The sequence below is a fragment of the Enterobacter sp. BIDMC 26 genome (assembly GCF_000534435.1).
In the GTDB taxonomy this organism is placed as follows: Bacteria; Pseudomonadota; Gammaproteobacteria; order Enterobacterales; family Enterobacteriaceae; genus Enterobacter; species Enterobacter ludwigii.
Genome location: NZ_KI973182.1, coordinates 2,981,688 through 3,005,022, shown reverse-complemented (window position 1 = coordinate 3,005,022; position 23,335 = coordinate 2,981,688). Strand labels below are relative to the sequence as shown.

Genomic DNA, 23,335 nt, shown 5'->3' with positions numbered 1-23,335 from the left:
AACTATGTGCGGCGGGGAAAACAGGAAGAAGCCTCGCAAAACGAGGCTTCCTGAAAGGCTTAATCGCAGGTCACGATCTTCATCGCCAGGCCGCCGCGAGATGTTTCGCGGTATTTGGCGTTCATATCTTTACCTGTTTCGTACATGGTTTCGATAACTTTATCGAGGCAAACGCGCGGTTCACTGGTACGACGCAGCGCCATACGTGCGGCGTTGACCGCCTTCACAGAGGCGATGGCGTTACGCTCGATGCAAGGCACCTGTACCTGTCCGGCAACCGGGTCGCAGGTCAGTCCCAGGTTATGTTCCATGCCGATTTCAGCCGCAATACAGACCTGTGTCGGGCTTGCGCCCAGCAGTTCTGCCAGACCCGCCGCAGCCATGGAGCAGGCGACGCCAACTTCACCCTGACAGCCTACTTCTGCACCGGAAATGGAGGCGTTCATCTTGTACAGTGAACCAATCGCACTGGCGACCAGCAGGTAGCGTGCCAGCGAGTTGGCGTTCACTTCGCGGATAAACTTGTCGTAGTACGCCAGTACTGCCGGAACGATACCGCAGGCGCCGTTAGTCGGTGCTGTCACCACGCGGCCACCCGCAGCGTTCTCTTCGTTTACCGCCAGTGCGAACATATTGATCCAGTCAACGACCGCCATAGGGTCCGTGGTCGTTTTGTCGGTGCTCACGAGCATCCGACGCAGCGCTGCCGCACGGCGTGGTACGCGAAGCTTACCGGGCAGAACGCCTTCGGTAGTGATCCCGCGTTCGATACCGCCGCGCATGACTTCCCAGACGCTGGTGAAGTGCTGCTCCAGTTCCGCTTTGCTGTGCAAGGCCAGCTCGTTTTTCATCATCAGGCCGGAAAGGGAGAGCCCCGTTTCCTGGCAGTGACGCTGAAGATCCGCCGCGGTTTTGTACGGATAAGGCACGTCAACGGAAGATGTGCTGGTTTCACCAAAGTGGTCTTCGTCGACGATAAACCCGCCGCCGATAGAGTAGTAAGTCTGGCTGTATACCGCTTTGTCACCTGCCAGTGCGGTAATACGCATTCCGTTTTCGTGCAGTGACAGGTTGTCTGCATGGAAATTCATGCAATGATCAACCGGGAATTCCACTTCATGTTCGCCATTTGCCAGCAGCAGGCGACCGTGGGTATTGACGTCCTGGATGAAACCAGGGATCGCATCAATATCAACGGTATCCGGCAGGTTTCCTGCCAGGCCCATGATAATGGCGATATCGGTATGGTGGCCCTTACCTGTCAGGGAGAGAGAGCCGTACACATCGACAACCACGCGGGTTACGTCGTGCAAAATGCCGCGCGCAATCAAGTCATCCGTGAACTGCTTACCGGCTTTCATTGGTCCGACGGTGTGAGAGCTGGAAGGACCAATACCGATTTTGAAAATATCGAATACGCTAATCATGATGCGTCCATTGCTTTCAGTCAGAGGGGGAGGAGTGCGCCGTCCTGAGACGGCGCGGGTGATAATCAGAACATGGTGTACAGGGAGTAGAAGATTGCGGAGATAGCGATAAGCCCCATGATAACCACGAAGATATTGCTAATCTGACCGCTGTACTTGCGCATGGCAGGTACTTTCTGAATCGCGTACATCGGCATCAGGAACAGAATCATCGCGATAACCGGGCCGCCCAGGGTTTCAATCATGCCCAGGATGCTTGGGTTCAGCGTGGCAACTGCCCAGGTGGTGACCAGCATGAACAGCGCGGTCATCTTGTTCAGTTTGTTGACTTCAATGCTCTTACCTTTACCGCGCAGAGATTTAATCACCATACCGTTGAAGCCTTCACGTGCGCCCAGGTAGTGGCCGAGGAAGGATTTGGTAATGGCGATGATCGCGATGATAGGTGCCATCCACGCGATGATCGGTGCGTTAAAGTGGTTCGCCAGGTAAGACAGAATGGTGATGTTCTGCTCTTTCGCTGCTGCCAGATCCGCCGGGGAGAGGCTCAGTACGCAGCTGAAGACGAAGAACATAACGGTCAGCACCATCATGATGTGTGCACGCGCCAGGATGCTGGAGCATTTCTTCTCTGCACCGTCGCCGTACTCTTCACGCTTCGCCACGGCGAAGGAGGAGATGATCGGTGAGTGGTTAAAGGAGAATACCATCACCGGGATCGCCAGCCACAGGGTCATCAGCAGGCCGTTACCGGTTGCAGATGCGCTGCTCAGGGAGAGCGTTTCCAGCGCGGCACCGTGCCACTGTGGAATCAGATACAGCGCCAGTACCATCAGTGCAGCCACAAACGGGAACACCAGGATGCTCATCGCTTTCACGATCATCTGCTCACCGAAACGGACAATGGTCATCATGCCCACAATCAGGATCAGAGACAGAATGGCACGCGGTGGTGGCGTCATGTGCAGCTGGTGCAACATGAAGCTTTCAACGGTGTTAGTGATTGCAACGCTGTAAACCAGCAAAATGGGGTAAATCGCGAAGAAGTAGAGCAGGGTAATCAGTTTACCTGCGCCCACGCCAAAATGTTCTTCAACGACTTCAGTAATGTCTTCGCCAGGATTTTTACCGGACAGCACGAAGCGGGTCAGGCCGCGGTGCGCAAAGTAGGTCATCGGGAAGGCAATGATAGCCATGATGATCAGCGGAATCAGACCGCCGACGCCTGCGTTAATAGGAAGGAACAATACACCAGCGCCGATAGCTGTGCCGTAAAGGCCAAGCATCCACATGGTATCTGATTTGCGCCAACCACTTCGGGATTCAATCGAAGCAACGGTGCTGGTTTGAGTGGTTTCCATCTGTATCTCCTGGAGGAAGCAAATTGTCAGGTTTGTAGTCAAATCCGATGAAAAAGTGCCTGACGGTAATATGAAATTCGTTCAGTGACGGTTTTTTAATAATTTTCGCCCGTAACTATTGGCGGGCGGAAAGATACATTCTCGTTATGAATCTATCAGTGATCCCGATCCCAATTGCAATAATCCACTTTTGATGTGGGCATCTTTAGACCATTTATCTATTAAAAAAACATCGAATAGGATTTACGGGCGCGAAGGCTACCATCAACAACATGTGAGCTAAAAGAGAACCCGCGAAGATAGGTGTCTTACGCTGTAAAGAAATGGGTTTTTAGGATTTTCTGGCAGGTAATTTAGTTTAAGGCTGATAATTTACGGTTGTAAAAACGAGGTAATCGTTTGCGTGGCTTCATAGTTTGTAAAAGGTATAAGCAATATCTATGAGTTGTTTCGGTAATAAAAAAGCCGGGCCCCACAGCATCGTGGCCCGGCTTTTATCAGGAGAGTGAAAATGTTACGTGCAGATTTCGTAGCAAGGAATGTACGCTGACCCGGGTAGCTTCATGCGGTGCTGGGCAACAAAGCCCTGCAGCATGTCATCCATGCGGCGCATCATTTCGCGATCGCCATGAATCTTATACGGACCATACTTCTCGATAGCACGGATGCCCATCTCTTTCACGTTACCCGCCACGATGCCGGAGAAGGCGCGTCGCAGGTCGGCAGCCAGGACTTCTACCGGCTGGTCCGGGTACAGTTTCAGGTTGGCCATGTTTTCGTGCGAGGGTTCGAACGGGATCTGCAGGTCCGGCGCGATGCGGATTGACCAGTTAAAGCTGTAGGCATCTCCGGTGTCGCGACGGTTCTCTTTAACCAGCGGCATCGCTTTTTTCATCTGACGCGCCACTTCTGCCGCATCGTCAATGATGATGCGATAGTGACGACGCGCGGTTTCCCCCAGCGTATGCACGATAAACTCGTCCAGTACGCGGAAGTAGTCAGCGCTCTCTTTCGGCCCGGTCAGGATCAACGGCAGAACCTGATCTTTGTTAGCCGGGTTCATCAGAATACCCAGCAGGTAGAGCAGCTCTTCTGCGGTTCCCACGCCGCCCGGGAAGATGATTATCCCGTGAGCGATACGGACAAACGCCTCAAGGCGCTTCTCGATATCCGGCATAATAATCAGTTCGTTAACCAGCGGGTTAGGTGGCTCAGCGGCGATGATCGACGGCTCGGTCATGCCGATAAAGCGCCCTTCTTTGTAACGCTGCTGAGCGTGTCCCACTGCCGCGCCTTTCATTGGCGCTTCCATCGCCCCGGGACCACAGCCGGTACAGATATTCAGCTCACGCAGGCCGAGCTGGTTTCCTACCCGACGGGCATAGAGATATTCGGTTTCGTTAATCGAGTGACCACCCCAGCAGACGACCATATTAGGGGCTTCGCCCACGTGCAGGGCGCGGGCGTTACGTAAAATGGAGAACACCAGATTGGTGATATGTACCGAGCTTTCCAGGTCGAGATGCTGGAAGCGGCCTGCGTTATGGATCTGCCCGTTAACAAACAGGATGTCACGCAGCACGGCAAACAGGTTGGCCTGAAGGGAGCGAATGATGCGCCCGTCCACAAAGGCCTCTTCCGGCGGGTTGATCACTTCAAGTTTCACGCCACGCTCGCGGCGTAGCACGTTGATATCAAAGCTTTCGAAGCGGGACAGCAGCTCTTTACTGTTGTCGGTCAGGCTTCCGGAGTTCAGTACGGCAAGTGAACAGTTACGAAACAATTGATAAAGATCGCTGCTGGCCGTGCGTTTAAGCATGTCCACTTCCAGCTGCGACAACATATCCATTGAGCCAAGAGGGCTAATATGTGTAATCAAGTGAGCTCCTTACGGGACGATTATCGTCTTTCCCTGTTGATTACAATAGCCCTGGCTTACGACGTTTCACAACCTAAAGCGCGGAATAGACCGCGCATATTGCGAAAATATTTAGGTTACTGGCGTACAAGACGGCCGGTGGCAGGCACAAAGTCCGTGTTGGTGCGCCATGGATTGATATCCAGACCACCACGGCGGGTGTAGCGCGCATAAACGCTTAACGTTTCGGGATGACAGAAACGCTGAATATCATTAAAGATGCGCTCCACGCACTGCTCGTGGAATTCGTTGTGATGGCGGAACGACACCAGGTAGCGCAGCAGTTTTTCCCGGTCAATCTTCGGACCGCGATACTGGATCTGCACGGAGCCCCAGTCCGGCTGATGGGTGATCAGGCAGTTGGATTTCAATAAATGACTTACCAGCGTCTCTTCAACGGTCTTTCCGCTTGCCGCATTTTCGAGGTAATCGGTACTGAATTCGTAATTATCCACTGCGATATCCTGATCGTCGATGCAGGTGCCGTTGAAGTGGGCAACCGGCTGCCCTTCCAGCTCATTCAGACGATAGAGTGACACGCTCACCTTGCCCTGTGCACAGGCGCTTAAATCCCGCTCCAGGGTATGCTGAACCTCTTCCTGACTGTCGAATTTGGTCTGGTTAAAGCTGTTGAGATAGAGCTTAAAGCTTTTGGATTCCACCAGGTTCTGGCTGGCATAATCCAGTTCAACATGGCCCACTGCGACCTGCGGCAGACCGCGGGCGTTGAGCCAGGAAAGCTCGTAGAGCGTCCAGATATCACCGCCAACAAACGGCAGCGCGTCAGCGCGCAGGCCCAGAGGATCGCGATTCAGACTGCGCGGTACGCCCTGCAGCAGGCTTGCATCGTAGGTGTCGCGGTAATCGGTCGATTTACCCAGCGTTAAGCCCGTTAACGCCTGATGATTTTCGTAAGACATGTTTCATAGCCACTTTACAGGTACACTTATGGGCTGAGTTTATCCTGTCTTACAAGAAGAGAGAAATCGGTGGACATCGAAACTGCAAATGCCCTCACTGCCTTCACGACCCGCTATTGCGATGCATGGCATGAAACGCACGGCACATGGCCGCAAAGCACTGACTTATATGGTGTACCTTCGCCGTGTATTATCTCTTCTCCGGATGATTACGTTATCTGGCAACCGCAACCCCCGACGGGTGAGCAAAATGTAAATGCGGTTGAACGGGCAATGGACATTGTGGTACAACCAGCGGTTCACGCGTTTTATACCACGCAATTTGCAGGGGATATGCCTGCGCGATTTGCTGGTATCACGCTGACGCTGTTGCAGACCTGGAGTGAAGACGATCTGCAGCGTGTTCAGGAAAACCTGATTGGTCATCTGGTCACGCAAAAACGCCTTAAGCTTTCTCCGACGCTCTTTATTGCCACGCTGGACAGTGAACTGGACGTTATCTCTGTCTGCAACCTGTCTGGTGAAGTGGTTAAAGAGACCATCGGTACCCGCAATCGCGAGACTCTCGCCCCCTCACTTGCGGAATTCCTCACCCGACTTGAGCCACTTCTGTAATCCACGATGCTATCGCGCGTGTGAGAGATCTCTTACAGAGTTGTGAGAGATCGCTGGATCATTCAGTATTGCCTTATTTAATTAAGATTAACATTACTCTATTTTTCAATATGTTAATGAGGTATCGCCGCGTCCAGGGGGGCACGGGACGGCTTACAGCGCTGCCAGCATGGGTTGTAAGACGAAGCAGAATAGCGGATTCTAGTTGTGTCGACAGGACGCCGACACGAGAAACGAACATCAGGATGATGGCGTTTCTCACCAGGAACACGTCAGGATGACGCTGCAGGAAGGCTTCAGGATGAAGCAAAAGGATCGCGCAGGATGCGTAAGGGACACCTCCAGGAAGGGAGAATGAGAGCCGGTCAGGATGGTCGGTGGGTCAGGATGGCCAGGACGTTTCAGGATGAAACAAACACATCAGGACGATGTGAGCAGGATGCACAAGGTGAAGGATGACCAGGCCTTCGGGCTTCAGGAAAAGTTGTCACGGATGAGCAGGGAGCACGAATTGTAGCTGGATTGCTGCGGAACGAACCGGGAGCACTGTTTTTACAGTGCTCCCTTTTTTTATTTCTGTCTCCTGCAATGCTATGCTGCGCGCCGTTCACTTTTTCAGTTGAGGTTACTATGACGCAACACGATAGCGTTCGTGCCCGGTTGCACGCCATCGAGGCATTATTGCGCCAACATCAGCTGTGGCAGGAGACCGCGCCGCAGCCAGAAGCCTTCGCAAGCACTCAGCCGTTCTGTCTGGATACGCTGGCACCGTTCGAATGGCTCCAGTGGGTATTAATTCCGCGCATGCACGCGCTGCTCGACGGCGGCCACCCGCTGCCGCAGGCGTTCGCTGTTGCGCCTTATTATGAAATGGCGCTGGACGCGACCCACCCTGCGCGCGATGTCATGCTGATTGAGCTGGAAAAGCTGGATGCTGTGTTTGCCGGTGAAGATGCATGACGCTTGAGATCCTCTATCAGGATGAGTGGCTGGTCGCGGTAAACAAACCGTCTGGCTGGCTGGTGCACCGAAGCTGGCTGGACCGCGATGAAAAAGTGGTGGTGATGCAAACCGTGCGCGACCAGATTGGTCAGCACGTCTTTACGGCTCATCGTCTCGACAGGCCAACCTCCGGTGTGTTGCTGATGGGACTTTCCAGCGAAGCGGGCCGCCTGCTGTCGCAGCAGTTTGAACAGCACCAGATCCAGAAACGCTACCACGCGATCGTTCGTGGCTGGCTGACGGAGAGCGCTACGCTCGATTATCCGCTGGTGGAAGAGCTGGACAAGATTGCCGATAAATTTGCCCGCGATGACAAAGGTCCGCAGCCTGCCGTGACGGATTACCGCGGCATGGCGACCACGGAAATGCCGGTGGCAACCAGCAAGTTTCCGACCACCCGCTACAGTCTGGTTGAGCTGTTGCCCAAAACCGGGCGCAAACACCAGCTCCGCCGTCACCTGAAACATCTGCGTCATCCGATTATTGGTGACAGCAAGCACGGCGATTTGCGCCAGAACCGCAGTGCTGCCGAACATTTTGGCTGCGACCGCCTGATGCTGCATGCCAGTGAACTGAGCCTGACGCACCCGTTTACCGGCGAACCGCTGACTCTCCATGCGGGGCTGGACAACGTCTGGATGCAGGCGCTGTCACAGTTTGGCTGGCTGGGGCAACTCCCCGAAAATGAAAGGGTTGAGTTTGTATCGGGCAACGTTCAGGATGAACAACAAGCGCAATAATCAAGGAAATACATCATGGCTGAAGTGGGCATTTTTGTCGGCACAATGTACGGCAACTCGCTGCTGGTAGCAGAAGAGGCTGAGGCGATACTCGCAGGTCAGGGCCATAAAGCCACGGTCTATGAAGACCCGGAACTGGCAGACTGGGAAAAGTACAAAGATAAATACATTCTGGTGGTTACCTCCACTACCGGGCAGGGCGATCTGCCGGACAGCATCGTGCCGCTTTTCCAGGCAATCAAGGATCAGCTTGGCTATCAGCCGGATGTTCACTACGGCATCATTGCTCTGGGCGACAGTTCTTACGCCAATTTCTGCGGCGGTGGTAAGCAGTTCGATGCGCTTTTGCAGGAACAGAGCGCGCAACGCGTCGGTGAGATGCTGCTGATTGATGCCGGTGAACACCCTGAGCCAGAGAGTGAATCGAACCCGTGGGTTGAACACTGGGCAACGCTGCTTAAATAACCCTCTGGCCGGGCAGCCCTTCGCATACCTGGGCCCCCGCGCCCACGTGGCGCGAGCGCAAACACAAAACGGTAACGTCGGTTACCGTTTTGCTTTTCTCCCGCCTTCCGGCGAATTCCGTGAACTACCTTCCACTGCTTTGGGCTTATGCCCCAAACAACTTCTTATTGACCCCTCAATGTTGTGTTCATGCACGGTGAGGGACAGAGGCACTTCTCCCTATACTTTTCCGGTCAGTCATCAAAAAGGCAGTGCGCACTATAAAACGGCATCAAGCCGTACCAAAACTGCCAAATACTAACCCTCATTCTGGTTACCCTACCGGTGCTGTACAGAATGAACTGGCGAGAGCCTGGATTCAGGAGTGCAACAATGAGTACATTAAGCCACGCGGCGAGCAGCGCTGAGAAGCGCACAAATGCGCGCTACTGGATAGTGGTGATGCTGTTTATCGTCACATCCTTTAACTATGGTGACCGTGCCACGCTGTCGATTGCCGGTTCTGAAATGGCAAAAGACATCGGTCTTGATCCGGTTGGCATGGGCTACGTTTTCTCTGCATTTTCATGGGCCTACGTTATCGGCCAAATTCCTGGCGGCTGGCTGCTTGATCGTTTTGGCTCCAAACGCGTCTATTTCTGGTCCATCTTCATCTGGTCGGCATTTACCCTGTTGCAGGGCTTCGTCGATGTGTTCAACGGATTTGGCATCATCGTTGCGCTCTTCACCCTGCGCTTCCTGGTGGGCTTAGCTGAAGCACCTTCCTTCCCCGGTAACAGCCGTATTGTGGCGGCGTGGTTCCCGGCGCAGGAGAGGGGAACGGCGGTGGCAATTTTTAACTCTGCGCAATACTTTGCGACAGTGATCTTTGCCCCCATTATGGGCTGGCTGACGCATGAAGTGGGCTGGTCACATGTCTTCTTCTTTATGGGTGGGCTTGGGATCATCATTAGCTTCGTCTGGCTGAAAGTGATCCACGAACCGAACCAGCATCCCGGCGTGAATAAAAAAGAGCTGGAGTACATTGCTGAAGGCGGGGCGCTGATCAACATGGATCAGAAATCGGCAAAAGCAAAAGTACCGTTCAGCCAGAAATGGGCGCAGATCAAACAGCTCGTCGGCTCGCGCATGATGATCGGCATCTATCTGGGCCAGTATTGCATTAACGCCTTAACTTACTTCTTCATCACCTGGTTCCCGGTTTACCTGGTGCAGGCGCGCGGGATGTCGATCCTGAAAGCGGGCTTTGTGGCGTCAGTCCCGGCTATCTGCGGTTTTGTAGGGGGCGTGCTGGGGGGCGTGATTTCCGACTGGCTGATGCGTCGTACAGGCTCTTTGAATATCGCGCGTAAAACGCCGATTGTGCTCGGCATGCTGCTCTCCATGACCATGGTGTTCTGTAACTACGTCAGCGCTGAGTGGATGATTATTGGCTTTATGGCGATGGCCTTCTTCGGTAAGGGGATCGGCGCCCTCGGCTGGGCGGTCATGGCGGATACCGCACCGAAAGAGATCAGCGGCCTGAGCGGTGGTCTGTTCAACATGTTTGGCAACATCTCCGGGATTGTGACCCCCATTGCCATCGGCTACATCGTGGGAACCACCGGCTCCTTCAACGGCGCGCTGATTTACGTTGGCGTACACGCGCTGGTGGCGGTCCTGAGCTACCTGGTTCTGGTGGGTGATATCAAGCGTGTGGAACTTAAACCTGTAGCGGAGCGCGGCTGATGACGACTCAATCAAGCCCGGTGATTACCGACATGAAGGTCATACCGGTGGCCGGACAGGACAGTATGCTGCTCAACATCGGCGGCGCACATAACGCCTGGTTTACCCGTAATATCGTGGTGCTGACGGATTCCGCGGGCCACACCGGCGTTGGGGAAGCGCCGGGTGGCGAGGTTATCCACCAGACGCTGGTAGACGCCATTCCGCTGGTCGTCGGGAAAGAGGTCGCTCGCCTCAATAACGTGGTGCAGCGGGTGCACAAGGGCAACCAGTCGGCAGACTTTGATACGTTCGGCAAAGGCGCCTGGACGTTCGAACTGCGCGTCAACGCCGTCGCCGCGCTGGAGGCTGCGCTGCTTGATTTACTGGGTAAGGCGCTGAAGGTTCCGGTCTGTGAACTGCTGGGGCCAGGAAAACAGCGCGACGCGGTGACGGTGCTCGGTTATCTGTTTTACGTTGGCGATCGCAATAAAACCGACCTGCCTTATCTGGCGCATTCCCCTGGCGGCCACGAGTGGTATCACCTGCGTCACCAGGAGGCACTTTCCGGTGAGGCGGTGGTTCGGCTGGCGGAAGCCGCGCAGGATCGCTACGGATTTAAAGATTTCAAGCTGAAAGGCGGCGTATTGCCCGGCGAGCAGGAGATTGAAACTGCCCGCGCGCTCAAAAAACGCTTCCCGGATGCGCGCATCACGGTGGATCCGAACGGTGCATGGCTGCTGGATGAGGCCATTGCCTTATGCAAAGGGCTGGACGACGTGTTGACCTACGCGGAGGACCCGTGCGGGGCCGAGCAGGGCTTCTCCGGTCGTGAAGTGATGGCGGAATTCCGGCGTGCCACCGGTCTACCAGTGGCCACCAATATGATCGCCACCAACTGGCGTGAAATGGGCCACGCGGTGATGCTGAACGCGGTCGATATTCCACTGGCGGACCCGCATTTCTGGACACTCTCAGGTGCCGTTCGCGTCGCACAGCTCTGCGACGACTGGGGACTGACCTGGGGTTGTCACTCCAACAACCATTTCGACATTTCGCTGGCGATGTTTACGCACGTTGGCGCGGCGGCTCCGGGCAACCCGACCGCCATTGATACCCACTGGATTTGGCAGGAGGGAGAAGCCCGCCTGACGAAAGAACCGCTGGTAATCAAAAATGGCAAGATTGCCGTACCAGATGCACCGGGGCTGGGCGTTGAGCTTGACTGGGATCAGGTTCATCACGCGCATGAGGCGTATAAAAAACTGCCAGGCGGCGCGCGTAACGACGCGGGGCCGATGCAGTACCTGATCCCCGGCTGGACATTTGAACGTAAGCGCCCTGTTTTTGGACGTCACTGATAAAAGGATTGAACGATGAGTACTTTTACTACCCCTGTAGTCACTTCCATGCAGATCATTCCGGTCGCCGGCCATGACAGCATGTTGATGAACCTGAGCGGAGCGCATGCGCCGTTTTTCACCCGCAATATTGTCATTATCAAAGATAACTCCGGGCATACCGGCGTGGGTGAAATCCCCGGTGGTGAGAAGATCCGCAAAACGCTGGAAGAGGCCGCTCCGCTGGTGGTGGGAAAAACGCTGGGCGAATATAAAAATATCCTCAATACCGTGCGAAGCACCTTCGCTGACCGTGATGCCGGCGGTCGTGGTCTGCAAACCTTCGACCTGCGAACCACCATTCACGTGGTCACCGGTATCGAAGCCGCGATGCTGGATCTGCTGGGCCAACACCTGGGCGTTAACGTTGCGTCGCTGCTGGGCGAAGGCCAGCAGCGCAGTGAAGTGGAAATGCTGGGCTATCTGTTCTTCGTTGGTGACCGTACGCTGACGCCGCTGCCGTACCAGAACCAGGCGGATGAACAATGTGACTGGTACCGACTCCGCCACGAAGAAGCGATGACCCCGGATGCGGTGGTGCGCCTGGCGGAAGCCGCGTACGAAAAATATGGCTTTAACGATTTCAAACTGAAGGGCGGCGTGCTTGCGGGTGAACAGGAGGCGGAAGCCATTACCGCACTGGCAAAACGTTTCCCGCAGGCACGCGTCACGCTCGACCCGAACGGTGCCTGGCCTCTGGATGAAGCTATCCGCATTGGTAAACAACTGAAAGGCGTGCTGGCGTACGCGGAAGATCCGTGCGGGGCTGAGCAGGGCTTCTCGGGCCGTGAAGTGATGGCGGAATTCCGTCGCGCCACCGGTTTACCCACCGCGACCAATATGATTGCCACCGACTGGCGTCAGATGGGGCACACCCTGTCGTTACAGTCTGTCGATATTCCGCTGGCAGACCCCCACTTCTGGACGATGCAGGGGTCGGTGCGTGTGGCACAGATGTGTCATGAATTTGGCCTGACCTGGGGCTCGCACTCCAATAACCACTTTGATGTCTCGCTGGCGATGTTCACCCACGTGGCCGCTGCTGCACCGGGCACGATCACCGCTATCGATACTCACTGGATCTGGCAGGAAGGTAATCAGCGTCTGACCAGAGAGCCGTTTGAGATCAAAGGAGGCATGGTGCAGGTGCCAACCACGCCGGGTCTGGGCATTGAGCTGGATATGGATCAGGTGATGAAAGCCCACGAGCTGTATCAAAAACATGGCCTGGGGGCCCGCGACGATGCGATGGCCATGCAATATTTGATACCTGACTGGAAATTCGACAATAAACGTCCGTGCATGGTACGATAAACGCATTGGGACCGCTCCCATGGGCGGTCGTTTACGTGGTGTATGCTTAACGTAATGACTATGCGTAAGGATGGCTTATGAAGATTGTTATCGCACCGGATTCGTATAAGGAAAGCCTGAGCGCCCTTGAGGTAGCCACCGCGATTGAGCAGGGTTTTCGCGAGATTTTCCCCGCGGCTGACTTTGTGAAATTGCCGGTCGCCGATGGTGGAGAAGGTACCGTAGAAGCTATGGTGGCGGCGACGCAGGGGCGCATTGTCCATGCCTCTGTCTCAGGCCCGCTGGGTGAGCCTGTGGACGGGTTCTATGGCATCTCCGGTGACGAACAGAGCGCGTTTATTGAAATGGCGGCGGCAAGCGGTCTGGAGCTGGTCGCGCCTTCGCAACGCAATCCCCTTCTTACCACCTCCTGGGGGACCGGCGAGCTTATCCGGCACGCGCTGGATGCGGGCGTTAAGCATATTATTATTGGCATTGGCGGCAGCGCCACCAATGACGGTGGTGCCGGCATGGTGCAGGCGCTGGGGGTAAAGCTGCTGGATACCAACGAGCAGCCCCTTGGACAGGGGGGCGGCGAGCTGGCAAAACTGGCCCGTATCGACCTGAGCGGGCTGGATAAGCGTCTGGCGGAGTGCCGGATTGAAGTCGCCTGTGACGTCACTAATCCGCTCACCGGCGACGAAGGGGCATCCGCGGTCTTTGGCCCGCAAAAAGGCGCCACGCCGGAGATGATTGTGACCCTGGATAACGCCCTGGCGCATTACGCGCAGGTCATTGCCCGGGATCTGGATATCGACGTCATCAACCTTGCCGGCGGCGGTGCGGCGGGTGGGATGGGGGCGGCACTCTACGCTTTCTGCGGTGCGCAGCTTCGTCAGGGGATTGAGATTGTTACCGATGCGCTGCATCTGGCAGAGCAGGTGGCTAACGCCGATCTGGTGATTACGGGAGAAGGGCGCATTGACAGCCAGACGATCCACGGGAAAGTGCCGGTGGGCGTCGCGAAGGTGGCTAAACGCTTTAATAAACCGGTCATCGGTATTGCGGGTAGCCTGACGGCGGATGTCGGGGTGGTACATAATCACGGCATCGACGCGGTATTCAGCGTGATTTATACCATCTGTTCGCTGGAGGACGCGCTGGAAAATGCCAGCGACAATGTGCGGATGGCCGCACGCAATATCGCTGCCGTGCTGAAAGTGGGGCAGGCGTTCAGGCTCTGAACGGCGGGCAATCCTGTTTGCCCTCTCCCGGCGGGAGAGGGCAACGCTAGTTACCTAACACCTTCATGGCTTCCCGCGTCACATTATCCATCTCGTCCAGCAGCTCCAGAAATTCCGGTTCAAGATCTGTTTCCGGCGTGCCCGCGCGAAGCTGTTGCTCCAGCAGCTGGCAGAGATTCTTCAGCCGCGGCACACCGCTGTAGCCGCAGCTACCGTGCAGCTTATGAATGGCTTCCAGCAGATCTTCCGGGTTTTCACCCACCAGCTGCTCTTCGACCTTATTACGAATTTCCGGCAGAAACGCGACCAGCATTTGCAGCATATCGCGGGCCAAATCAGGCTTACCCGCCGCCTGGCGCAGCGCAAGCTGCCAGTCAAAAGTGGCGTTTTGATTGACGCTGATTTCCACCGGTTCGGACGATACCGTGTACGTTCCGCCGATATGCCCCGGCTTATAGCGTAACAGCAGGCTATGCAGCTTCTCTTCGTCGATAGGTTTGGCCAGATAATCATTCATTCCGGCGCTCAGAAGCTTCTCTTTCTGACCGGCCATCGCGTGAGCGGTGACCGCAATCACCGGCGTTTGCTGCTGATGCGGGAGCTGACGGATCAGCTCGCAGGCACGAATACCATCCATGCCGGGCATCTGAATATCCATCAGAATTAAATCGAACTGCATCTGTTTCGCATGCTCAACCGCCTGCGCACCGCTGGTACACAGCTCTACGTGCTGAACCTGATCTTCAAGCAACACGCCAATCAGCTTCAGGTTGGCCGGATTATCATCCACCGCCATTACGCTCATCGGCAATTTTTGTTCATCGTCAATCAGCGGCAGGGCGTGCTGGCTCAGACGACAGTATTCCGTCAGTGCTGGCAGCAGGCGGGTCGCGGTAAGTGGCTTAAGCAGGCAGGCGGCGGCCCCGTCATTTTTTAACTCTTCTGCATTGATCTGGGCATGACACGGCAGGGCCAGCAGCAGGTAGTCGGTCATCGATGCGGCTTTCGCCAGCCGTTCCTGTTGCATGGTGAGCTCGCCGGTAAAGGTGACCGGGACCCCCAACAGCAGGATGTCGTAATGCTCCACGGCAAGCGCTGAGAAGGTAGGGCTGTAGATCACCTCCAGCGGCGTGGTGCTTAAGATATCAAGCGTACACTGCGCCGCTGCGGCGTTCGGCTCAACGTAGGCAAGGCGCATTCCTTTCAGGCAATTGGTTACCGGACCGTCGGTCAGCACGTTCGGGTTAAGGTCCAGATTGATATGGAACCAGAACGTGGAGCCCCGGTTTGGTTGGCTGTGGAAAGAGATATCTCCCCCCATCTCCTTAACCAGTTTCTGTGTGATAACCAGACCCAGCCCCGTGCCGCCATGACGTCTGGAAATACTTGCATCGGCCTGACGAAACGCCTGGAACAGACGGGACTGATCCCGCTCCGGAATACCGATTCCGGTATCGCGGATCTGAACTTCAATCTGAACCTTGTTATTACTGATGGAGCGCTTTTCCACCAGAATATCAATGTTGCCGCTTTCGGTGAATTTGATGGCGTTACCGACAAGGTTTGTAATCACCTGCTGCAGGCGCAGCGGGTCGCCAATGACGTTGTCCGGCACGTCATTTTTAATGTTGAGCGTCAGCTCCAGGCCTTTATCGTGCGACGAGTGTGCGAGCAGCGTCACCACTTCATCGAGCGTGCTGCGCAGCGGGAACGGGATGCTCTCCAGGATCAGCTTGCCGGCTTCCAGCTTGGAGAAGTCCAGTACGTCGTTGATGATCGCCAGCAGGTTGTTGGCCGAGCGCTCAATGGTGTGCAGATGATCGCGCTGGGTTGGGTTCAGCTCGCTTTTTAGCGTCAGACGGGTAAAGCCAATCACGCCATTGAGCGGCGTACGCAGCTCGTGGGACATATTCGCGAGGAACTCGGATTTGATACGTGCGGCTTCCTGCGCGCGTTTTTTCGCCAGATCCAGCTCAACGTTCTGAATCTCCATCTGCTCCAGGGTTTCGCGCAGGTCAGAGGTCGCCTGGTCGACGTTGTGCTGCATCTCTTCGTGATACGCTGCCAGCGACATCGCCATCGAGTTAATGCCGTTTTTGAGCATATCGAGCTCGCCCAGCATAAACCCTTCCACCCGGCTGTCGAGCTGGCCCCGGCGAATGCGGTCGACGGTGTTAACCATGTTGCGAATGGGCCCCGTCACGTCACGCATCAGGCGCCAGCCGAAGATAAGTGCAATCCCGATACAGAACAGCATCATAACGCCGGAGATGAAAATTTCTTTGTACTGCTGCAGACGCACCGACTTGAGATCCAGCTCCAGCGCCACATATCCGAGCATATTGTCGCTGGATTTGGCGTCAGACTGGGCGGATTCATCGGGTGAATAGCTTTCCGAAATAATCGGGGTGCGCAGGATCATGATATCGCCGCGTCGCAGCACGGTGAGGTGGCGCGGAAAGGGCGTACCGTCAGGAATTTTCAGGGCCGCTGGATCCAGATGAAAATTCGAGGTGACAAAGAGGCGGTTATGCTCGTCGTAAACGGAGATGGCACGCACGATATCCGAATGACGGCGGTGCAGCACGCTGATTAACTGACCTATCGATTCGCGGTTTTGCAGGTTCATCCCATACTCACTGGAGACGGCCAGCGGTTCGATAATGCTGGCACCGGCATCTTCCAGTTGCCGCTGCAAATCGTTATAGCGGTGCACCACAAAAAAGATACTCAGCAGCAAACCGATGAGAACGGTGGGGGCGAGGATCAAAATCATCATGCGCGCGCGCAGGCTGTAGTTGGTCATGGCGTTCCGTTATGGGACAATTAGGATAATTATGTTTATGTGAGAAAAATCTCGGCGATGGCGCAATTCTACTCTGCAAAGCGACGCGTGACGACGCGTCAGATCATAACTGTTGAAGCCACTGACCTCGATCCCTTTGGCCAGGGGGTTGCGCGTCACAATGGTAAGACACTGTTTATAACAGGTTTACTGCCAACAGAACGAGCAGAAATTACGCTGACGGAAGATAAACGCCAGTTTGCACGCGGGCAGGTTAAGCAGCGTCATAACGATAGCCTGGACCGCGTGAAGCCTCGCTGCCCGCATTTTGGCGTCTGCGGTGGCTGTCAGCAACAGCATGTCAGCACAGAATTACAGCAAAAAAGTAAAAGCAGCGCCCTGGCCCGCCTGCTTAAGCACGACGTCAACGAGATCATCGCCGACCAGCCCTGGGGCTATCGTCGTCGCGCGCGTTTGAGCCTGAACTATCAGCCAAAAACTGAGCGGCTGGAGATGGGGTTTCGCAAAGCCAGCTCCAGCGATATCGTCGACATCAGGCAGTGCCCCATTTTGGTGCCCCGTCTTGAGGCATTGCTTCCTGACGTGCACGCCTGCCTCTGCGGACTGGACGGCGTTCGCCACCTCGGGCACGTCGAACTGGTCATGGCCAACAATGGCCCGCTGATGGTGCTGCGCCACACCGCGCCGCTGTCGAAAAAAGATCGCGAAAAACTGGAACGCTTTTCGCATTCCCACGAGCTGGCGCTTTTCCTTGCCCCCCAAAGCGAGATACTTGAGCAACTGACAGGTGAAGCGCCCTGGTATGCGTCAAACGGGCTACGCTTAACGTTCAGTCCGCGCGATTTCATTCAGGTAAATGATGGCGTCAATCAGCAAATGATTGAAAAAGCGCTGATGTGGCTCGATGTGCAGAAGAGCGATCGGGTACTTGACCTGTTTTGCGGAATGGGCAATTTCACGCTGCCTTTGGCCCGGCAGGCGGCAAGCGTTGTGGGTGTCGAAGGCGTTGAGGCGCTGGTAGCTAAAGGGCAGGAGAACGCACGACAGAACGGCTTGCAAAATGTGACATTCTTTCACCAAAATCTTGAGGAAGATGTGACGCAGCAGCCATGGGCGATGCAGGGGTTTGACAAAATTCTTCTCGACCCGGCGCGCGCAGGTGCACCGGGTGTAATGCAACATATAATTAAACTCGCGCCCAGGCGCGTGGTCTATGTTTCCTGTAACCCGGCAACGCTTGCCCGAGACAGTGAGGCATTAATCCGGGCGGGTTACCAGATTCAGCGTCTGGCAATGCTGGACATGTTCCCGCACACTGGGCATCTGGAATCGATGGTGTTGTTTGAGCACATCTAATTAGTTTGGCTTGTCGACTTCGACAGGCCCTGGTCCCTAAAGGAGAGGACAATGGTTGCGGTAAGAAGTGCACATCTTAATAAAGCTGGGGAGTTTGACCCACAAAAATGGATAGCAAGTCTGGGGATTTCCAGCCAGCAGTCGTGTGAACGCTTAACCGAAACCTGGGCCTACTGTCAGCGCACCACTCTTGGGCATCCTGACGCCGAACTGTTATTGTGGCGCGGCGTGGAGATGGTTGAAATCTTATCCATGCTGAACATGGATATCGAAACGCTGCAGGCCGCGCTTTTGTTCCCGCTTGCCGATGCGGATGTCGTCACTGAAGACGTGCTGCGCGACAGCGTCGGGCAATCCGTCGTGGCATTGATCCACGGCGTACGGGATATGGCGGCAATCCGCCAGCTCAAAGCCGCACATACCGACTCCGTCTCCTCGGAGCAAGTTGATAACGTTCGCCGGATGCTGCTGGCCATGGTGGACGATTTCCGCTGCGTGGTCATCAAGCTCGCTGAACGCGTTGCCCACCTGCGCGAAGTAAAAGATGCGCCGGAAGACGAGCGCGTACTGGCCGCGAAAGAGTGTACGAACATCTATGCACCGCTGGCGAACCGCTTAGGGATTGGTCAACTGAAATGGGAGCTGGAGGATTACTGCTTCCGTTACCTGCACCCGGCAGAATATAAGCGGATTGCAAAACTCCTGCACGAGCGCCGCATTGACCGCGAGCACTATATTGAGGAGTTCGTCAGCGGATTGCGCCAGTCGATGAAAGAAGAGAATGTGCGGGCCGAAGTCTATGGTCGACCCAAGCACATCTACAGCATCTGGCGCAAAATGCAGAAGAAACATCTCGCCTTTGATGAGCTGTTTGACGTGCGCGCCGTGCGCATCGTTGCGGAGCGTCTGCAGGATTGCTACGCCGCGTTAGGGATAGTACATACTCACTTCCGCCATCTGCCAGATGAGTTCGATGACTATGTCGCGAACCCGAAACCTAACGGTTATCAGTCTATTCATACCGTGGTGCTGGGGCCTGGCGGCAAAACGGTCGAGATTCAAATTCGTACCAAACAGATGCACGAGGACGCTGAGCTTGGCGTCGCGGCGCACTGGAAATACAAAGAGGGGACGTCAGGTGGCGTGCGCTCTGGTCATGAAGACCGCATTGCCTGGCTGCGTAAGCTGATTGCGTGGCAGGAAGAGATGGCGGATTCCGGCGAAATGCTGGATGAAGTGCGAAGCCAGGTCTTTGACGACCGGGTCTACGTCTTTACGCCGAAAGGTGACGTGGTCGACCTGCCAGCAGGCTCCACGCCGCTGGACTTTGCCTATCACATCCACAGTGATGTGGGGCACCGCTGCATCGGGGCGAAAATCGGCGGGCGTATCGTACCGTTTACCTATCAGCTGCAGATGGGCGACCAGATTGAAATCATCACGCAGAAGCAGCCTAACCCGAGCCGTGACTGGCTTAACCCGAACCTGGGCTATGTCACCACCAGCCGCGGGCGCTCAAAAATTCACGCCTGGTTCCGTAAGCAGGATCGTGACAAGAACATTCTTGCCGGTCGCCAGATCCTCGACGACGAGCTGGAACATATCGGCATAAGCCTGAAAGAGGCCGAGAAATTCCTGCTGCCGCGTTACAACTTCAATGAGCTGGATGAACTGCTGGCGGCGATTGGCGGCGGTGATATCCGTCTTAATCAGATGGTGAACTTCCTGCAGGCGCAGTTCAACAAGCCAAGCGCGGCAGAGCAGGATGCGGCGGCGCTGAAGCAGCTGCAGCAGAAAACCTATGCGCCACAACAGCGCAGCAAAGACAATGGCCGCGTTGTGGTGGAAGGGGTGGGTAATCTGATGCACCACATTGCCCGCTGCTGCCAGCCAATCCCGGGTGATGATATCGTTGGCTTTATCACTCAGGGACGCGGGATTTCCATTCACCGTTCAGACTGCGACCAGCTTGCTGAGCTGCAGTCGCATGCACCGGAACGTATTGTGGAAGCGGTCTGGGGCGAGAGCTACTCGGCGGGGTACTCGCTGGTGGTTCGCGTCACCGCAAACGACCGTAGCGGCCTGCTGCGTGATATTACGACCATTCTCGCGAATGAGAAGGTCAACGTGCTGGGCGTGGCCAGCCGCAGCGATACGCGCGAGCAGCTTGCCACCATCGATATGACCATCGAAATCTACAACCTGCAGGTGCTGGGCCGCGTGCTTGGCAAACTGAACCAGGTCCCGGATGTGATTGACGCACGTCGTCTGCACGGCGGGTAAGCCCACCTTTCTGTAAGCCGGGTAAGGCGTAGCCTTTACCCGGCATTTATTTTTAATCAGGACAGAATTATGACCCAAATCGACCGCCTGCTTGGCATCATGAAACGCCTGCGCGATCCGGAAAACGGCTGCCCGTGGGACAAAGAGCAGACTTTCGCCACCATCGCCCCGTACACCCTCGAAGAGACCTATGAAGTGCTTGACGCCATTTCACGCGAGGATTTTGACGACCTGCGTGGCGAACTGGGTGACCTGCTGTTCCAGGTGGTGTTCTATGCGCAAATGGCGCAGGAAGAGGGGCGTTTTAACTTCGAGGACATCTGCGCTGCCATCAGCGACAAACTGGAACGCCGTCATCCGCATATCTTTAGCGATGCCACCGCAGGTGATAGCGCGGAAGTGCTGGCGCGCTGGGAACAGATTAAAAGCGCCGAGCGCGCGGAGAAATCCCAGCACTCGGCACTGGATGACATTCCCCTGAACCTGCCTGCGCTGATGCGGGCGCATAAAATTCAGAAACGCTGCTCCGCGGTTGGCTTTGACTGGACGTCTCTTGGCCCGGTGCTGGAAAAAGTGCATGAAGAGATCGACGAAGTGATGCACGAAGCGCAACAGGCCGTGGTAGATGAAGCAAAGCTTGAAGAAGAGATGGGCGATTTGCTGTTCGCGACCGTCAACCTTTCTCGCCATCTGGGTGTAAAAGCGGAAACCGCCCTGCAAAAAGCCAACATTAAGTTCGAACGACGCTTTCGCGAAGTTGAGCGGATTGTGGCCTCGCGCGGCCTGGAAATGAGCGGAATTGACCTCGATGCGATGGAAGAAGTCTGGCAAGAAGTAAAACGCCAGGAAACTGATCTCTAACGAAATTTTGCGATCAAGCGCAATTTGTGTGATTTTTTAAATGACAAGCGCTTGATTTGCGTCAAAAACATTTACCCAAAAGGGGCTATTTTCTCACTCCTTATGTTTGTCATTGGCTGAACAGGAGACGGAGAATGAAAGTTTGTGGCGCTCGCCGTGTTCGGGTATACTACTTTCCCGTCCTGGTTATTCCATCGTTTCACCCTAACTTCTCAGGTTCAGCATGACAACGAACTATATTTTTGTGACCGGCGGGGTCGTATCCTCTCTGGGTAAAGGCATTGCCGCAGCCTCCCTCGCAGCCATTCTTGAAGCCCGTGGCCTCAATGTGACCATGATGAAACTGGATCCGTACATCAACGTCGATCCGGGCACCATGAGTCCAATCCAACACGGGGAAGTGTTCGTTACTGAAGACGGCGCTGAAACCGATCTGGATCTTGGCCACTACGAGCGTTTCATCCGCACTAAAATGACCCGTCGTAACAACTTCACGACAGGCCGCATCTACTCCGACGTTCTGCGTAAAGAGCGCCGTGGTGATTATCTTGGTGCTACCGTTCAGGTTATCCCACACATCACTAACGCTATCAAAGAACGCATTATTGCGGGCGGCGAAGGCCACGACGTGGTGCTGGTTGAAATCGGCGGTACCGTGGGTGATATCGAATCCCTGCCATTCCTGGAAGCGATTCGTCAGCTGGCGGTTGATATTGGCCGTGAAAACGCGCTGTTCATGCACCTGACGCTGGTGCCTTACATGGCAGCCGCAGGTGAAGTGAAAACCAAACCTACTCAGCACTCCGTTAAAGAGTTGCTCTCCATCGGTATTCAGCCAGACATCCTGGTTTGCCGTTCCGATCGCGCGGTTCCGGCGAACGAACGCGCGAAAATTGCATTGTTCTGTAACGTGCCGGAAAAAGCCGTTATTTCAATGAAAGATGTCGATTCCATTTATAAAATCCCGGGCCTGTTGAAATCACAGGGCCTGGACGATTATATTTGTAAACGATTCAGCTTGAACTGTCCGGAAGCTAACCTGTCTGAATGGGAACAGGTTATTTACGAAGAAGCGAATCCGGCTGGCGAAGTGACTATCGGCATGGTTGGCAAGTACATTGAACTGCCAGATGCCTATAAGTCAGTTATCGAAGCGCTGAAACACGGTGGTCTGAAGAACCGCGTCTCCGTTAACATCAAGCTGATTGATTCGCAGGATGTTGAAACGCGTGGCGTTGAAATTCTGAAAGATCTGGATGCGATCCTTATCCCTGGCGGCTTCGGCTACCGTGGTGTAGAAGGCAAGATCGCCACCGCACGCTATGCGCGTGAAAACAATATTCCATACCTCGGTATCTGCCTGGGTATGCAGGTTGCGCTGATCGAATTTGCGCGCAACGTAGCGGGAATGGAAAACGCGAACTCTACGGAATTTGTGCCAGACTGTAAGTACCCTGTCGTGGCGCTTATCACTGAATGGCGCGACGAAGAAGGTAACGTCGAAGTCCGTACCGAGAAGAGCGACCTGGGTGGCACGATGCGTCTTGGCGCACAGGCCTGCCAGCTGTCCGACGATAGCGTCGTTCGCAAGCTGTATGGCGAGCCGGTTATCACCGAACGTCATCGTCACCGCTATGAAGTCAACAACATGTTGTTGAAACAAATTGAAGCTGCGGGTCTGCGTGTTGCGGGCCGCTCCGGGGATGATCAGTTAGTCGAGATCATCGAAGTGCCAAACCATCCGTGGTTTGTCGCCTGCCAGTTCCACCCGGAATTTACTTCAACGCCACGTGACGGGCATCCGCTGTTTGCAGGCTTTGTGAAAGCCGCCAGCGATTACCAGAAGCGTCAGGCGAAGTAAAAAAAGTTAGAACGGCAACGCGTACCCCTGGTACGCGTTGTTTGTCTGGAGTTTTAGTTTAACTTGTACTGAGGAA

17 protein-coding genes are annotated in these 23,335 nt (G+C 55.2%); 12 read left to right on the top strand and 5 right to left on the bottom strand.

Features of this window, described 5'->3' with window-relative positions:
* Positions 1–59: 59 nt before the first annotated feature.
* The 4 genes from L462_RS09260 to queF form a co-directional block, all read right to left on the bottom strand.
* Positions 60–1,427 (bottom strand): L-serine ammonia-lyase, encoded by a 1,368-nt coding sequence (locus tag L462_RS09260; RefSeq protein ID WP_020883793.1) that lies wholly within the window; start codon positions 1,425–1,427, stop codon positions 60–62.
* Positions 1,428–1,492: 65 nt separating this feature from the next.
* A complete protein-coding gene (locus L462_RS09265) occupies positions 1,493–2,788 on the bottom strand; it encodes an HAAAP family serine/threonine permease (RefSeq protein ID WP_032678880.1) in 1,296 nt (431 codons plus the stop codon).
* A 514-nt stretch (positions 2,789–3,302) separates the two neighbouring features.
* Positions 3,303–4,667 carry a nucleotide 5'-monophosphate nucleosidase PpnN gene (gene ppnN / locus L462_RS09270; protein WP_014171428.1) on the bottom strand — a complete coding sequence of 455 codons (1,365 nt, stop codon included), beginning with the start codon at positions 4,665–4,667 and terminating at the stop codon, positions 3,303–3,305.
* 116 nt (positions 4,668–4,783) lie between these two features.
* Positions 4,784–5,626 carry an NADPH-dependent 7-cyano-7-deazaguanine reductase QueF gene (gene queF, locus L462_RS09275; protein ID WP_020883795.1) on the bottom strand — a complete coding sequence of 281 codons (843 nt, stop codon included), beginning with the start codon at positions 5,624–5,626 and terminating at the stop codon, positions 4,784–4,786.
* Between the two features lie 69 nt (positions 5,627–5,695).
* Between queF and syd the strand changes: the two genes are divergently transcribed.
* From syd to L462_RS09315, 8 genes are all read left to right on the top strand, one after another.
* Positions 5,696–6,241, top strand: a complete 546-nt coding sequence (gene syd, locus L462_RS09280; protein ID WP_032678878.1) for a SecY-interacting protein — start codon at positions 5,696–5,698, stop codon at positions 6,239–6,241.
* A 630-nt stretch (positions 6,242–6,871) separates the two neighbouring features.
* Positions 6,872–7,201, top strand: a complete 330-nt coding sequence (locus L462_RS09285; protein ID WP_032678877.1) for a YqcC family protein — start codon at positions 6,872–6,874, stop codon at positions 7,199–7,201.
* Positions 7,198–7,983 carry a tRNA pseudouridine(65) synthase TruC gene (truC, locus tag L462_RS09290; RefSeq protein ID WP_014171422.1) on the top strand — a complete coding sequence of 262 codons (786 nt, stop codon included), beginning with the start codon at positions 7,198–7,200 and terminating at the stop codon, positions 7,981–7,983. Before L462_RS09285 ends, truC begins: the two co-directional genes overlap by 4 nt.
* A gap of 15 nt (positions 7,984–7,998) precedes the next feature.
* Positions 7,999–8,448: a flavodoxin gene (locus L462_RS09295; RefSeq protein ID WP_014171421.1), complete on the top strand. Its 450-nt coding sequence runs from the start codon at positions 7,999–8,001 to the stop codon at positions 8,446–8,448.
* Between the two features lie 372 nt (positions 8,449–8,820).
* Positions 8,821–10,176, top strand: a complete 1,356-nt coding sequence (locus tag L462_RS09300; protein WP_025203354.1) for an MFS transporter — start codon at positions 8,821–8,823, stop codon at positions 10,174–10,176.
* On the top strand, positions 10,176–11,516 hold the full coding sequence (locus L462_RS09305) for an enolase C-terminal domain-like protein (RefSeq protein WP_032678876.1): 1,341 nt from the start codon (positions 10,176–10,178) through the stop codon (positions 11,514–11,516). The genes L462_RS09300 and L462_RS09305 overlap by 1 nt, the downstream gene beginning before the upstream one ends.
* A gap of 15 nt (positions 11,517–11,531) precedes the next feature.
* Positions 11,532–12,869, top strand: a complete 1,338-nt coding sequence (gudD, locus tag L462_RS09310; protein WP_032678875.1) for a glucarate dehydratase — start codon at positions 11,532–11,534, stop codon at positions 12,867–12,869.
* A gap of 77 nt (positions 12,870–12,946) precedes the next feature.
* Positions 12,947–14,092 carry a glycerate kinase gene (locus L462_RS09315; protein ID WP_020883802.1) on the top strand — a complete coding sequence of 382 codons (1,146 nt, stop codon included), beginning with the start codon at positions 12,947–12,949 and terminating at the stop codon, positions 14,090–14,092.
* Between the two features lie 46 nt (positions 14,093–14,138).
* Here L462_RS09315 and barA read toward each other — a convergent pair whose 3' ends face one another.
* Positions 14,139–16,898: a two-component sensor histidine kinase BarA gene (gene barA, locus L462_RS09320; protein WP_032678874.1), complete on the bottom strand. Its 2,760-nt coding sequence runs from the start codon at positions 16,896–16,898 to the stop codon at positions 14,139–14,141.
* 57 nt (positions 16,899–16,955) lie between these two features.
* On the opposite strand from barA, the gene rlmD reads away from it, so the two are divergent.
* The 4 genes from rlmD to pyrG all read left to right on the top strand — a co-directional run bounded on the left by rlmD (position 16,956) and on the right by pyrG (position 23,259).
* A complete protein-coding gene (gene rlmD, locus L462_RS09325) occupies positions 16,956–18,254 on the top strand; it encodes a 23S rRNA (uracil(1939)-C(5))-methyltransferase RlmD (RefSeq protein ID WP_032678872.1) in 1,299 nt (432 codons plus the stop codon).
* A gap of 51 nt (positions 18,255–18,305) precedes the next feature.
* Complete coding sequence (gene relA / locus L462_RS09330) at positions 18,306–20,537, top strand: GTP diphosphokinase (RefSeq protein ID WP_014171414.1); 2,232 nt, start codon at positions 18,306–18,308, stop codon at positions 20,535–20,537.
* A gap of 69 nt (positions 20,538–20,606) precedes the next feature.
* Complete coding sequence (mazG, locus tag L462_RS09335; protein WP_020883805.1) at positions 20,607–21,398, top strand: nucleoside triphosphate pyrophosphohydrolase; 792 nt, start codon at positions 20,607–20,609, stop codon at positions 21,396–21,398.
* A 223-nt stretch (positions 21,399–21,621) separates the two neighbouring features.
* Positions 21,622–23,259 (top strand): glutamine hydrolyzing CTP synthase, encoded by a 1,638-nt coding sequence (gene pyrG / locus L462_RS09340; RefSeq protein WP_014171412.1) that lies wholly within the window; start codon positions 21,622–21,624, stop codon positions 23,257–23,259.
* Positions 23,260–23,335: the final 76 nt, after the last annotated feature.

Coding starts and splice junctions, on each gene's coding strand:
- mazG (WP_020883805.1), top strand. CDS start 20,607: ATGACCCAAATCGACCGCCTGCTTGGCATCATGAAACGCCTGCGCGAT.
- L462_RS09300 (WP_025203354.1), top strand. CDS start 8,821: ATGAGTACATTAAGCCACGCGGCGAGCAGCGCTGAGAAGCGCACAAAT.
- pyrG (WP_014171412.1), top strand. CDS start 21,622: ATGACAACGAACTATATTTTTGTGACCGGCGGGGTCGTATCCTCTCTG.
- truC (WP_014171422.1), top strand. CDS start 7,198: ATGACGCTTGAGATCCTCTATCAGGATGAGTGGCTGGTCGCGGTAAAC.
- L462_RS09315 (WP_020883802.1), top strand. CDS start 12,947: ATGAAGATTGTTATCGCACCGGATTCGTATAAGGAAAGCCTGAGCGCC.
- L462_RS09265 (WP_032678880.1), bottom strand. CDS start 2,788: ATGGAAACCACTCAAACCAGCACCGTTGCTTCGATTGAATCCCGAAGT.
- rlmD (WP_032678872.1), top strand. CDS start 16,956: ATGGCGCAATTCTACTCTGCAAAGCGACGCGTGACGACGCGTCAGATC.
- L462_RS09295 (WP_014171421.1), top strand. CDS start 7,999: ATGGCTGAAGTGGGCATTTTTGTCGGCACAATGTACGGCAACTCGCTG.
- relA (WP_014171414.1), top strand. CDS start 18,306: ATGGTTGCGGTAAGAAGTGCACATCTTAATAAAGCTGGGGAGTTTGAC.
- barA (WP_032678874.1), bottom strand. CDS start 16,898: ATGACCAACTACAGCCTGCGCGCGCGCATGATGATTTTGATCCTCGCC.
- L462_RS09260 (WP_020883793.1), bottom strand. CDS start 1,427: ATGATTAGCGTATTCGATATTTTCAAAATCGGTATTGGTCCTTCCAGC.
- L462_RS09285 (WP_032678877.1), top strand. CDS start 6,872: ATGACGCAACACGATAGCGTTCGTGCCCGGTTGCACGCCATCGAGGCA.
- L462_RS09305 (WP_032678876.1), top strand. CDS start 10,176: ATGACGACTCAATCAAGCCCGGTGATTACCGACATGAAGGTCATACCG.
- queF (WP_020883795.1), bottom strand. CDS start 5,626: ATGTCTTACGAAAATCATCAGGCGTTAACGGGCTTAACGCTGGGTAAA.
- gudD (WP_032678875.1), top strand. CDS start 11,532: ATGAGTACTTTTACTACCCCTGTAGTCACTTCCATGCAGATCATTCCG.